This window comes from Knoellia locipacati, assembly GCF_044791685.1.
Classification (GTDB): Bacteria; Actinomycetota; Actinomycetes; order Actinomycetales; family Dermatophilaceae; genus Knoellia; species Knoellia locipacati_A.
Genome location: NZ_CP087730.1, coordinates 1,370,281 through 1,381,982, shown reverse-complemented (window position 1 = coordinate 1,381,982; position 11,702 = coordinate 1,370,281). Strand labels below are relative to the sequence as shown.

Genomic DNA, 11,702 nt, shown 5'->3' with positions numbered 1-11,702 from the left:
TCCATGACCCCTGCTCCCGACCGTCCCGTGAACGTGGCGGTGATCAACGACCACGAGCTCATCGTGCGGGGCGTCGCGTCCATGCTGCAGCCCTACCCCGACCTCGTCCGCGTGGTCGAGCTGGACGCCGACCTCATGCCCGTCACCCCGGTCGACGTCGCCCTCTACGACACCTTCACCCACACCAGCCTCGACGAGCCCGACCTCGACGACCTCGCCGCCAGCTCTCGTGTCGGGCGGCTGGTCCTCTTCACGTGGGTGCTCACCGAGGAGCTCGTCACCACGGCACGGGCGCGCGGCGTCCACGCCGCCCTGCCCAAGTCCCTCGACGGGGCGGGCCTCGCGGCAGCCCTGGTCAAGGTGCACCAGGGCGAGATGGACCTCGTCACCGTCAACGAGGAGCCGGTCATGACCACCCAGTCCTGGCCGGGACGCGACCACGGCCTCACCCCCCGCGAGGCCGAGATCATCGCCCTGGTCACCTCGGGGCTGAGCAACAACGAGATCGCCGAACGGACCTACCTGAGCATCAACTCGGTCAAGTCCTACATCCGCTCCGCCTACCGGACGATGGGCGTGAGCACCCGCAGCCAAGCCGTGCTCTGGGGGATCGACCACGGCATGGCACCGACCCGGATGCGGGTGCTCCTGCCGGCCGCCGACACGGCCGGTGCGGTGTCGGCAGGCTCCGTGTCCGACCTGGCCCAGCAGGACGGCTACCGGCCGTCGCGCTGAACCGTCTCGTTGAGGCGGCGCGCCGCACGGTCACCGAGGACGCTGACGGCGTCGACGACCCGCGAGCCGAGCTCCCGGCGCGCACTCTCGCCCTCGACGTGTCCGGTGTCCCGCGAGGTGGCGTCCGGCCCGTTGTCACCGCCTCGCGGGAGCGCTCGGGCGACGAGCCCGAGCAGGCGTGAGGTCGGCCCCGGGAGCAGCCCGTGGACCCGCCGCCCGACCCAGGTGAGTGGCGTGAGCTCCACCTGCGAACGGCCGGCGAGGACCGCGTCGACGATCCGCCGGGCAGCCCGCTCCGCCGAGACCGACAGCAGCGGCAGCGAGGCCCCGGGCGCGAACCACGCGTAGTCCTTGGGTGCGTCCCCGACGAACTGCGCGTGGAGGTGGCCACCGGTGCGCATGAGGCCGGGGACGATGGTCGTCGCCGTGACGCCGGTGCCGGTCAGCTCGGCCTGGAGGCCCTCGGTGAGCCCGACGGCCCCGAACTTCGCCACCGAGTAGGGCAGCAGGTGGGGGACGGCCACGACGCCCCCCACGGAGCTGACGACGCCGATGTGGCCCCTGTCGGCCTCGAGCATGGCGGGCAGCACCGCCAGGCAGAGGTGGACCGGTCCCATGAGCATGGTCTCGACCGCGGCGCGGAAGTGGCCCAGCGTCGTCGACTCGACGGGACCGACCTGGATGATCCCGGCGACGTGGATCGCCACGTCGACCGAGCCCTCCCGTGTGCGGACGTCCTCGACCCAGGCCGAGACCGCGTCCGCATCCGTGACGTCGCAGACGTCGCCGGTGAAGGACCCGGGGGCCCACTCACTATGCTCCGCGGCGGCCAGCGCACCCACCCGCCCAGCGGCGAGGAGCTCCTCGGCACGGTCGAGCTCGTCCCGGTCCCGGGCGCAGCCGTGCACGCGGTAGCCGCGAGCGACGAGCTCGGCGGCGATGAGCAGTCCGAGCCCGCGTGATGCGCCCGCGACGAGCGCGACGCCGGTCATGGCTTGAGGACGACCTTGATGCAGCCGTCCTCCTTCTTCTGGAACATCTCGTATGCCGCAGGCGCGTCTTCGAGGGGCAGTCGGTGCGTCGCGAGGGTCTCGAGACCGAGCGGGTCCCCGTCCTCCATGACGACGGGCACGATGTCGTCCACCCACCGCTTGACGTTGCACTGCCCGAAGCGCAGCGACAGCTGCTTGTCGAAGATCTCCATCATCGGCAGCGGGTCGGTCATCCCGCCGTACACCCCGCTCACCGACACCGTCCCACCCCGACGCACCGCTCCGATGGACGACCTCAGAGCGGCGAGCCGGTCGATGCCGGCCCGCTCCATGAGCGGCTTCGCGAGGACGTCGGGCACGAAGCCGACCCCCTTGATGGCGGCCTCGGCCACCGGGCTGCCGTGGGCCTCCATGCCGACCGCGTCGAGAGTGCCGTCGACGCCGCGGCCCTCGGTCAGCTCGTGGATCGCGGCAACCGGGTCGTCGTCGGAGGTGACCACGGTGGCGCCGTACCCCTCCGCCCTGGCCATGCGTTCGGGGACGTTGTCGACCCCGATGACACGCAGCCCGCGGCGCACGCCGATCGCGACGGCGAGCAGGCCCACCGGTCCGAGGCCGAAGACGGCGAGGCTGCCGCCCTCGGGCACCTCGGCGTACTCGACGCCCTGCCACGCCGTGGGGAGAATGTCGGAGAGGTAGAGGAACCGCTCGTCGGGCACCCCCTCGGGCACGGGGATCGGGCCGAAGTGGGCCTGCGGCACCCGGAGGTACTCCGCCTGCCCGCCCGGCACCGAGCCGTAGAGCTCGGTGTAGCCGAAGAGCGCGGCGCCCTTGCCCTGCGAGCGCACCTGGGTCGTCTCGCACTGCGACATCAGGCCCCGCTCGCACATCCAGCAGTGACCGCACGAGATGTTGAACGGGACGACCACGCGTTCTCCGGCCCTGATGTGAGTCACCTCGTCGCCGACCTCCTCGACGATCCCCATCGTCTCATGGCCGAGGACGTCGCCCTTGGACAGGAAGGGACCCAGGGGTTCGTAGAGATGCAGGTCGGACCCGCAGATGGCGGTCGACGTCACCCGGATGACCGCGTCGGTCGGCTCCTGGATGCGGGGGTCGGGAACCTCCTCGACGCGGACGTCGCGCTTGCCCTGCCAGGTCAGTGCCTTCATGCGGTCACCGACCTGTCCCAGTGGCGCGGACCCGCGATCCGGGCGACGTATGCCGTCGTCTCGGCGGGCTTGCCCACGGGCAGGCAGGCGTCGTCGAGCTTCCCGGAGAGGCCGGTGGCCTGCACGAGCGCGTCCGTGGCGCCGTTGAGGCCGATGACCTTGAAGTGGGTGAAGGCGTCGGTGAGGAAGTCGCGAGCAGCAGGGTCGTCGGCGAGGACGGGTCCGCCCTCGTCGCCGGTGACGATCGCGACCGTGTCGTAGAGGACCGACGGGGCGCCGGCGACGGCCTGCTTGGCGGCGAGGGTTGAGCCGTCGGAGAGGGTGGCGCCGCCGACTTTGGCCGCGATGACCTCGACGGTGCCGCCCGCCTTCTCGACGCCCTTGGTGAGCCGCTTGACCACGGCCGCCTCGGCGCCGTCGCCGACGAGCAGGCCCAGCTTGCGCCCCTTGAACGTCTCCTTGGCGTTGGCCAGGATGCTCAGCGCGGGGGAGGGCTCGGTCTCCACGACGGGTGCGGCGGGCTCGGAGGCCGCGGGCAACGGCATACCCAGTCCGTCCGCGACCCCGGAGGCGAGGGTCTCGTCGACGTTGCGCAGGTTGGCGAGCACCCGCTCGCGGATCGCCGGGATCTCGCACTTGCCGAGCTCGAAGGCGTAGGCCGCGACGATGTGGTCCTGCTCGACGTCGGTCTGGCTCAGCCAGAACTGCCGCGCCTGGCTGTAGTGGTCCCTGAACGACTCGGCGCGGATCCGCCGGGTCTCACCCTCGACCGGCGCGGGGAACGGCACGTGTCCGTCGGCTCCGGCCTCGCGCGGCCCCCGGTCGTCTCCGGTGAAGGAGTTCGGCTCGTATGCCGCCCGCCCCGGTTGCGTGGACGTCTGCATGTGGCCGTCGCGCTGGAAGTGGGCGACGGGGCAGCGGGGGGCGTTGACCGGCAGCTGGGTGAAGTTGGTGCTGCCGAGGCGCTTGAGCTGGGTGTCGAGGTAGGAGAAGTTGCGGCCCTGCAGCAGGGGGTCGTTGCTGAAGTCGATGCCCGGCGGGACGTTCTGGGTCATGAACGCCACCTGCTCGATCTCGGCGAAGACGTTGTCCACCACCCGGTTGAGCGTCATCGTGCCGACCGTCCGGATGGGAACGAGCTCCTCGGGGATGAGCTTGGTCGCGTCGAGCACGTCGAAGTCGAACTCGTCGGCGAACGCGTCGTCGAAGACCTGGATGCCGAGCTCCCACTGCGGGAAGTCGCCCGCCGTGATGGCGTCGAAGAGGTCTCGCCGGTGGAAGTCGGGGTCGGCGCCGTTGATCTTGACGGCCTCGTTCCACACCACGGACTGCATGCCGAGGACGGGCTTCCAGTGGAACTTCACGAAGGAGCTCTCACCCGCGTCGTTGACGAACCGGAAGGTGTGGACGCCGAAGCCCTCCATCATCCGGAACGAGCGAGGGATCGCCCGGTCCGACATCGTCCACAGCGTCATGTGGGTGGACTCCGGCATGAGCGAGATGAAGTCCCAGAAGGTGTCGTGGGCCGAGGCGGCCTGCGGGAAGCCGCGGTCCGGCTCCTCCTTGACCGAGTGGACGAGGTCCGGGAACTTCACCGCGTCCTGGATGAAGAAGACCGGGATGTTGTTGCCGACGAGGTCCCAGTTGCCCTCGTCGGTGTAGAACTTCGTCGCGAACCCGCGCACGTCGCGGGCGAGGTCGAACGAGCCGAGGTTGCCCGCGACCGTCGAGAAGCGCACGAAGGTCTCGGTCTTCTTGCCGGCCTCGGCGAAGACGCTGGCCCGGGTGAGGTCGGCGAGGGACTCGTGGCACTCGAAGACACCGTGGGCGCCGTAGCCGCGGGCGTGGACCACGCGCTCCGGGATGCGCTCGTGGTCGAAGTGGAAGATCTTCTCGCGGAAGGCGTGGTCGGCCATGAGGGTGGGACCGCGGTCGCCGGCACGCAGCGAGTTGTTGTCGTCCTGCACCGGCGCCCCCTGTGCCGTCGTCAGCACCGGGCTGTCGCCGCCCGCGAGCTGGTGCAGCTCGCCCCCGTTGCCGATCTCCTCCGCGCCGGTTCCGGCGCCGGGCGTGCCGCCGGCCTTCGCCGTGCGCCTGCCGGCCGTGCTCCCGCCGCTCGCGCCGGCCTTCGCCTGGGCCGTGGTACGCGTGCTGGACGTCTTCTTCGTCGCCATGCTGGTGCTCCCTCTTGCGGGTGTTGCCCGGGAGCGACCGCTCCGCGAGCATGCGGACGTCTTCTCGACACTAAGCCCAAGTGGCGTAGGTCGCCACCTTCCTCGGGGTGGAGTGCCGGTCGCGGGACTCGCCGCGTTCTCGCAGGTCAACCGGCTGAACGCGTGACCTAGGGTGGGAGGTCCCGACCTGAGGAGGACCGCATGGTCCACATCGTTCGAGAGTTCGAGGTGCCCTGCCCGCAGGACGCCGCCGTCGCCTACCTGGCCGACTTCGCCAACGCCGTCGAGTGGGACCCGGGCACCGTCTCCTGCGTGCGCGTCGGTGACCCGGCCGCCCCAGTGGTTCCGGGCGCCACCTGGACCAACGTGAGCAAGGTCCTGGGCCGCGAGACCACCCTGACCTACGAGCTCGTCACCCTCGAGGCCGACCATGTCGTCCTCGAGGGCAGCAACAAGACCGCCGACTCGCGCGACGATCTCAGGGTCACCGCGGTCGACGAGCGGACGAGCCGGATCCGCTACGAGGCGACCATCACCTTCAAGGGTCTCGCCCGGTTGACCGACCCGCTCATGGCGCTGGTGTTCCGGGGGATCGCCGACGAGACCGTCGACGACATGACGGCCGCGCTCACCCGCGTGGCCCGGTGACCGTCACCGCTGACGCCGCCACGCTCGGCGCCGAGGACTTCGTGCTGCTCACGACGTTCCGGCGCAACGGCGAGGGCGTGCCGACCCCGGTGTGGATCTCCCGTCTGACGGACCAGTCGCGGCTGGGCTTCTACACGACGATGGGGACCGGCAAGACCAAGCGCCTGCGCCACACGTCGCGGGTGACCGTGCAGCCCTGCAGCCGGACCGGCACGCCCACCCCGGGCACCGAACCGGTCGAGGCCACCGCCGAGATGGTGCAGTCCGGCCGCGAGTTCGACGAGGTGCAGGGAGCCATCCGCGCCAAGTACGGCTGGCAGACCACGCTCTTCGCCGTCGTCGGCGGTCTGGCGACCCGGCGCAAGGGCCTGACCTACCGCGACACCGTCGTCCTCATCACCCCCACGCCCCGCAGTTCCGACAGAGAGGAAGCAGACCATGGCTGACAAAAACCCCAAGGAGCTGACCGCCGAGATCATGAAGGAGACCCGGATCGCCACGTTGACCTACGTCGACGACGCGGGCCGGCTGGTCTCCACGCCGATGGGCACCCAGGACTTCGAGGACCCGGGCACGGTGTGGTTCATCACCGAGCTCGACACCGACAAGGTCGCCGCCATCCGTCAGCGGCCGGCCGTCAACGTCGCCTACGCGAGCGACACCGGCTGGGTCTCGCTCGCCGGCAACGCCGTCGTGAGCGAGGACCGGGCCAAGCTCGAGGAGCTGTGGGACCCGTCGGTGTCGGCCTACATGAAGGGTGACGCACAGGACCCCAACAACGGCCTGATCCAGGTCACCGCCGACACGGCCGAGTACTGGGAGTCGCCGGGCAAGGCGGCGATGCTCGTCCACCTCGTCAAGGGGCTCGTCACCGACGACAAGGCGCAGGACGAGGACGACGACTCGAGCGGTGTCGTCAAGCTCTGAGGGCGGCCGGCCCACAGGTCGCCGGCGTCAGTTGCCGTGCAGCGAGCGGAGGACGCGCGGCAGCTGGTCGACGAGCTCGCCGGCGAGGTAGCCGACCCGGCCGAAGGTCATGACGAGGTCGTCTCCGGCCGCCGCGTGCACGTACTTGGCCCACACGAGGGCCTGCAACGGCGTCGCCCCACGGCTGAGCAGGCCGACGGCGGCGCCGGCGACGACGTCTCCGCTGCCCGACGTGCCCAGCCCCGTGTCACCCGTCGTGACCTGCCAGGTGCGGCCACCGCTCACGACAGTCGTGCCGCAGCCGACGACCGCGTCGTAGCGCCGCGCCGCCTCGAGCGAGGCCTCGACGACCTCCCCGTCGTCGACGCGCTCGCGGCCGAGGAGGTGGGCGAGCTCGACGGCGTTGGGGGTGAGCACCAGGCGTCCTCGCAGCGCACGGCTCGTGGCCGGGTCCGCATCGGGCAGGCTGGTCAGGCCGTAGGCGTCGAGGACGACGGGCGTCTCGGCGGGGAGCTCCGGCACGATCTCGTCGAGCAGGCGCGCCGTGCCGTTGGCGTCGTCGAGGCCCGGTCCGACGAGGACGGCGTCGGCCCGCCCCAGCTCCCGGCCCAGCACCCGCCCGGCGCCCGACCCCGTCACGGAGCCGTGCGCGTCCTCGGCCAGGCCGTGGGCCCCGCACTCCGGCAGTGCCACGGCCACGTGCTGGGCGACGCTCTCCGCCACCGCCACGCTGAGGCGCCCTGCCCCGGTGCGCAGGGCGGCCCGCCCCGCGAGCAGGACGCCACCGGGCGTCGCCCGGGCGCCGCCGACGACCAACGCCTGTCCACGGGAGTACTTCGACCCGCTCGGCTCCGGCAGTGGCCAGTCGGCGAGGAGGTGGGGGGTGACCAGCCGCGGTGAGCGCGGCGTGCCACCGCGGACGGCCTCGGGCAGCTCATCCACGGCCCGCACCGACCTCGTCCGAGGCGCCAGGCTGCTGCGTGACCTCCACGCCGAGCTCGCGCAGGTGGGTGTCGATGTTGTAGTCGTCCACCACCCAGCCGGTCGGCGACTCCTCGTCGCGGCTGAGCCGGCAGATGGCCGCGTTCTTCAGCGGCTCGCGTCGTGACCGCTCGAGCACCGCCTCCTCGTCGAGTCCTTCGGCGACGTAGGTGAACATGAGGATGACGACGTCGTGCGCCGTGACCATCACCCGCTCCTGCCGCTCGGTGTTCGCGATGTCGGTGAGGACGGCACGCACTCGCTGCGCCACGTCGGCCCACGACTCGCCCCCCGGCGGCCGGTAGTAGAACTTGCCGATCCACTCGCGCCGCTCCGCCTCCTCCGGGTACTTCGCCCGGATGCCGGCGGCGGTGAGCATGTCCGTGATGCCCATGTCGCGGTCGCGCAACCGCTCATCGACGCGCAGCTTGAGCTCGGTCTCGGCGACCTGCAGCGTGATCTCGGCGGTCTCGCGGGCCCTCCGGTAGGGGCTGGTCCACACGATGCTCGGGCGCTCGCCCTCGGGGAGGTCCGAGAGCCACCGGCCCACGGCGGTGGCCTGCTCCCGTCCCAGCTCCGAGAGCTCGACGTCGGGGTCTCGGGCGGGAACCGCGATCCGCTCGAGGCGGTCGCGCTGGGCGGACTCCGCGGCGACGTTGCCCTCGGACTGGCCGTGGCGGACGAGGATGAGGCTTCGAGCAGGCATGCCCCGAGGCTATTGCGGCTCACGCCATCGCGCAGCCGTCGCGGACGACCCTTCCGGCGAGGCGTGGGTCAGGCGAGCTCGGCCCGGTAGTGCTCGCCGAGGACGGGGTAGTAGTCCTCGAAGTCGATCGCGGCGAGGTCGCCGCCGGTCTCGGCCGCCACCATCCGGTCGAGGTAGTAGTCCCACCCGGGTCCCACGCTCTCCGCGAGCACGGTGTCACCGACCTCCTGGGCGAAGGTCAGCGTCGTCACGCCGTCGGTCTCGGCGAGGTCGATCTGCCACCTCCACTCGAGGCTGTGGTCGTCGGGGCGGGCCGAGCGCATGACGAGCCGCCGAGGTGCGTCGCACTCGTCGATGTGGATGGTCTCCTCGGGTGCGTCCGCGGCCTCGGCGGTCATCCAGAACGAGACCGTGCCGCTCGCCGGGTCCCCGGCCCAGTGGCCGATCCACCGCACGAGCCGGTCGGACTCGGTCACCGCCGCCCACACGTCCGTCACGGGCGCGCGGAAGGTGCGTTCGAAGACGAGGTATGCCGTGCCGCCCCGGTCCTCCCTGCGTCCGGTCGCGCTCGGGCTGCGTGTCCTCGTCATGCCGTCTCCTCGGTCGTGGTGGTCGTGGTGGTAGTGGTGGGACCGGTGGCCGAGCGCTCGCGGACGGTGCGCCGGACCTCGAGGTCGAGCCCGTCGAGCATCGACTCGTCGAACCGCGGTGCCGGTGCCAGAGCGGCCAGGTAGTCAGCCATCGGGGTGAGCCCGTCGGGGCTGAGCCGGTAGTGGCGCTCGCGCCCGACGTCGTCGGCCGTGACGAGACCCGCGTCTGCGAGGACCCGGAGGTGTCGGCTGATCGCCGGTCGGCTGATGGAGTGCTCTCCCGCGAGGTCGACGACCCGTGCGGACCCGCTGGCCAGCCGGCTCACGAGGTCCCTGCGGACCGGGTCGGCGAGAGCGGTGAACACGTCCATGGATCATTGGTAACAGACGTGTTACCAATGGGTCAAGGGGTCAGCCCGCCCAGCTGCCCCCGCGCCGACGTCGCGCGGCTCGCCGAGCGCGAGCCGAACGGGGCCGCTGTCGCACATGTTGCGGCCCGCCGTCGTGGTGGCGCGGTGCATCCATGGCCTCATCCTGCCGCTCGGGGCCTACGCTCACGACATGGTCACCGTCGCCTACGTGCTGGCTGCCGCCTCCGCCCTCGTCCACGTCTACATCTTCCGGCTCGAGTCGCTGGCCTGGACCGACCCCGCCACCCGCAAGGTCTTCGGCACGACGCCCGAGACCGCGGAGGTGACCAAGCCGATGGCCTACAACCAGGGCTTCTACAACCTGTTCCTCGCCGTCATCGCCCTCATCGGCATCGCGGTGGGCGCTTCCGGACCGGACGACGTCGGCGCTGCCCTCGTCTACGCCGCGTGCGGCTCGATGGTGGGCGCCGCGCTCGTCCTCGTCACCAGCGACGCGAGCAAGCTCCGGGCCGCCCTCATCCAAGGGCTCGCCCCGGCGCTCGCGGTCCTCGCGCTCCTCGTCGGCTGACCGCGTAGCGTCGCACCCATGCCCGCACCGGTCCAGTTCCCGGAGTCCGCCGACCTCGACCCGAGCGTCCCGCCATCCGGGCCCGGGTGCGCCGAATGCACTGCGGCACGGGGCTGGTGGGTCCACCTGCGACGCTGCACCGCGTGTGGTCACGTCGGCTGCTGCGACACCTCGCCGGAGCAGCACGCCACTGCGCACTACCGCGAGAGCGGCCACCCCGTGGTCGCGAGCTTCGAGCCCGGCGAGGCCTGGTTCTGGAACTACGCCACCGAGGAGACGGGACGCGGACCCGCGCTGGCCGAGCCGTCCGCGCACCCCGAGGACCAGCCGGTGCCGGGGCCATCGGGGAGCGTGCCCGACAACTGGCGCGACCTCATCCACAGGTGAGCGGACGGCATACGGAGCATGGATGACGCGACGAGGTTCCTCGCCGAGCAGCAGTACGTCGAGCTGACGACGTTCCGCCGCAACGGCAACGGTGTGGCCACGCCGGTGTGGATCGCCCCCGACGGCGACGACCTCCTCGTGGTCAGCGTCGACGCCACCGGCAAGACCAAGCGGCTCGCGCACACCGCCCGCGTCGAGCTGCGCCCCTGCACCGTGCGGGGCGGGGTCGCTCCCGACGCACCCCGGTATGCCGGCCGCGCCACCGTCCATCGCGACGCGGCGGCGATCGCTCGGGTCAAGCGGGCCATCGGCGCGAAGTACGGCTGGTGGTACCGCGCTCTCACCACGGTGGAGCCGGTGCTGGTGCGGCTGCCGGGACGCAAGCCCCGGGCCGCGATCGTCGTCACCGACGTCAGGCTGCTCGAGCCCTGAGCTCCTTGTCCATCGAGTGGGCGAAGCCGGAGCCCATGGCGGCGAGGACGCCGTGCATCGAGGCCTGGACGGCAGGTCTCGTGATGCCCGGGAAGGGCAGGTCGACGCTGACCGCGAGCTCGATCCGCAGGTGGGTATAGGTCTCGTCGTCGGCGTCGGCGAGGTCGTAGCGACCGTCGGTCCCGGCGCGCTCCTTGCCGTCCGGGGCGTGGCTGAAGGTGATCCGAGTCTCGGGCTCGAAGACCATCTGCTCGGTGAAGGCGAGCTCGAAGGTCTGCCCGAGGACGGGGATCCTCGCCAGCTGCCACCGCCACCGGTCCTCGACCTGCGTGATCGAGCGGACCATCGGGGTCAGCCTGGCGACCGTCACGGGGTCGGTGAGGACGTCCCAGACGAGGGCTCGCGGGTGGGCCACGGTCGCCTCGGACGTCCGGGTGGCGGAGAAGGTCGCCATGTCAGTAGCCCGAGATGAGCGAGACGCAGGCCCCGCCGAGGATGAAGCTGCCGACGGCGAGGCCGAGCATGACGCCCACGCCCCACGCCCGCGTGCTCCTGGCGATGAGCAGCGGTGTGGCGAGCAGCGGTGGGATGACGGTGACGAGGAGGACGAGAAGCTCGACGGGGGCGTCGAGGCCCGCGACGCCGAACGCGATCAGGGGTGAGCCGACCGATGCCACGAGCCCGATGAGAGCGCCGAGGACGACCTTGGCCCAGTTCGGCAGGCCGGTCTGGAGTGGCGGCGCCCCCTGGGGAGGTCCATAGGCGCCGTACGGCGGGGGGAGGTGCTGCGGCTGGCCCGGCTGGTACGGCTGGCCTGCCTGGTGCGGCGGCTGGGCGGGCCACTGTCCCGGCGGAGTGCCCGGCGAAGTGCCCGGTGGCGAGCCCCACGAAGGCTGCTGCGGAAGCTGCTGGGGCGGCCGCGGCGGTTGGGAAGGTGGCTGCGCGGGCTGCTGCGGCTGCGGGACGTCCTGCCCGTCCGGCGGCTGGTCGGTCATCGTTCCTCCCGTGGGTCGAGGATG

16 protein-coding genes are annotated in these 11,702 nt (G+C 71.7%); 7 read left to right on the top strand and 9 right to left on the bottom strand.

Features of this window, described 5'->3' with window-relative positions; genetic code table 11:
* Positions 1 to 3 precede the first annotated feature (3 nt).
* Positions 4 to 735: a response regulator transcription factor gene (locus tag LL946_RS06500; RefSeq protein WP_404385974.1), complete on the top strand. Its 732-nt coding sequence runs from the start codon at positions 4 to 6 to the stop codon at positions 733 to 735.
* On the opposite strand, the gene LL946_RS06495 is transcribed toward LL946_RS06500, so the two are convergent.
* Genes LL946_RS06495 through LL946_RS06485 form a run of 3 tightly spaced genes read right to left on the bottom strand, consistent with a single transcriptional unit; the run spans position 717 to position 5,073 of the window.
* Positions 717 to 1,727, bottom strand: coding sequence for an SDR family NAD(P)-dependent oxidoreductase (locus LL946_RS06495; RefSeq protein ID WP_404385972.1), 1,011 nt, complete (start codon positions 1,725 to 1,727; stop codon positions 717 to 719). The genes LL946_RS06500 and LL946_RS06495 overlap by 19 nt on opposite strands.
* The gene (locus tag LL946_RS06490) at positions 1,724 to 2,899 is read right to left on the bottom strand and encodes a zinc-dependent alcohol dehydrogenase (protein WP_404385970.1); all 1,176 of its coding nucleotides are present in this window, start codon (positions 2,897 to 2,899) and stop codon (positions 1,724 to 1,726) included. The genes LL946_RS06495 and LL946_RS06490 overlap by 4 nt, the downstream gene beginning before the upstream one ends.
* Positions 2,896 to 5,073, bottom strand: coding sequence for a catalase (locus LL946_RS06485; protein WP_404385968.1), 2,178 nt, complete (start codon positions 5,071 to 5,073; stop codon positions 2,896 to 2,898). The genes LL946_RS06490 and LL946_RS06485 overlap by 4 nt, the downstream gene beginning before the upstream one ends.
* 201 nt (positions 5,074 to 5,274) lie before the next feature.
* Here LL946_RS06485 and LL946_RS06480 point away from each other — a divergent pair, with 201 nt between their 5' ends.
* From LL946_RS06480 to LL946_RS06470, 3 genes are read left to right on the top strand one after another with little or no spacing between them, the layout of a single operon-like run.
* Positions 5,275 to 5,721, top strand: a complete 447-nt coding sequence (locus LL946_RS06480; RefSeq protein ID WP_404385966.1) for an SRPBCC family protein — start codon at positions 5,275 to 5,277, stop codon at positions 5,719 to 5,721.
* A complete protein-coding gene (locus LL946_RS06475; RefSeq protein WP_404385964.1) occupies positions 5,718 to 6,167 on the top strand; it encodes a PPOX class F420-dependent oxidoreductase in 450 nt (149 codons plus the stop codon). Before LL946_RS06480 ends, LL946_RS06475 begins: the two co-directional genes overlap by 4 nt.
* A complete protein-coding gene (locus LL946_RS06470) occupies positions 6,160 to 6,648 on the top strand; it encodes a pyridoxamine 5'-phosphate oxidase family protein (RefSeq protein ID WP_404385962.1) in 489 nt (162 codons plus the stop codon). Before LL946_RS06475 ends, LL946_RS06470 begins: the two co-directional genes overlap by 8 nt.
* Positions 6,649 to 6,675: 27 nt before the next feature.
* Here the strand turns inward: LL946_RS06470 and LL946_RS06465 are convergent, their stop codons facing one another.
* The 4 genes from LL946_RS06465 to LL946_RS06450 form a co-directional block, all read right to left on the bottom strand.
* Entirely contained in the window at positions 6,676 to 7,590 is a 915-nt protein-coding gene (locus LL946_RS06465; protein ID WP_404385960.1) for an NAD(P)H-hydrate dehydratase, read from the bottom strand.
* Positions 7,583 to 8,335: a histidine phosphatase family protein gene (locus LL946_RS06460; RefSeq protein ID WP_404385958.1), complete on the bottom strand. Its 753-nt coding sequence runs from the start codon at positions 8,333 to 8,335 to the stop codon at positions 7,583 to 7,585. Before LL946_RS06460 ends, LL946_RS06465 begins: the two co-directional genes overlap by 8 nt.
* A gap of 68 nt (positions 8,336 to 8,403) precedes the next feature.
* Complete coding sequence (locus LL946_RS06455) at positions 8,404 to 8,925, bottom strand: SRPBCC domain-containing protein (protein ID WP_404385956.1); 522 nt, start codon at positions 8,923 to 8,925, stop codon at positions 8,404 to 8,406.
* Complete coding sequence (locus LL946_RS06450; RefSeq protein WP_404385954.1) at positions 8,922 to 9,296, bottom strand: ArsR/SmtB family transcription factor; 375 nt, start codon at positions 9,294 to 9,296, stop codon at positions 8,922 to 8,924. Before LL946_RS06450 ends, LL946_RS06455 begins: the two co-directional genes overlap by 4 nt.
* A gap of 190 nt (positions 9,297 to 9,486) precedes the next feature.
* Here LL946_RS06450 and LL946_RS06445 point away from each other — a divergent pair, with 190 nt between their 5' ends.
* Genes LL946_RS06445 through LL946_RS06435 form a run of 3 tightly spaced genes read left to right on the top strand, consistent with a single transcriptional unit; the run spans position 9,487 to position 10,683 of the window.
* Positions 9,487 to 9,864, top strand: coding sequence for a DUF1304 domain-containing protein (locus tag LL946_RS06445; protein WP_404385952.1), 378 nt, complete (start codon positions 9,487 to 9,489; stop codon positions 9,862 to 9,864).
* A gap of 18 nt (positions 9,865 to 9,882) precedes the next feature.
* On the top strand, positions 9,883 to 10,251 hold the full coding sequence (locus LL946_RS06440) for a UBP-type zinc finger domain-containing protein (RefSeq protein WP_404385950.1): 369 nt from the start codon (positions 9,883 to 9,885) through the stop codon (positions 10,249 to 10,251).
* Between the two features lie 18 nt (positions 10,252 to 10,269).
* Positions 10,270 to 10,683 carry a PPOX class F420-dependent oxidoreductase gene (locus LL946_RS06435; RefSeq protein WP_404385948.1) on the top strand — a complete coding sequence of 138 codons (414 nt, stop codon included), beginning with the start codon at positions 10,270 to 10,272 and terminating at the stop codon, positions 10,681 to 10,683.
* Here LL946_RS06435 and LL946_RS06430 read toward each other — a convergent pair.
* Together LL946_RS06430 and LL946_RS06425 are read right to left on the bottom strand one after the other, a co-directional pair.
* Positions 10,664 to 11,137: a hypothetical protein gene (locus LL946_RS06430; RefSeq protein ID WP_404385946.1), complete on the bottom strand. Its 474-nt coding sequence runs from the start codon at positions 11,135 to 11,137 to the stop codon at positions 10,664 to 10,666. The two genes, LL946_RS06435 and LL946_RS06430, sit on opposite strands and share 20 nt — an antisense overlap.
* 1 nt (position 11,138) lies before the next feature.
* On the bottom strand, positions 11,139 to 11,678 hold the full coding sequence (locus tag LL946_RS06425; RefSeq protein WP_404385944.1) for a hypothetical protein: 540 nt from the start codon (positions 11,676 to 11,678) through the stop codon (positions 11,139 to 11,141).
* Positions 11,679 to 11,702: the final 24 nt, after the last annotated feature.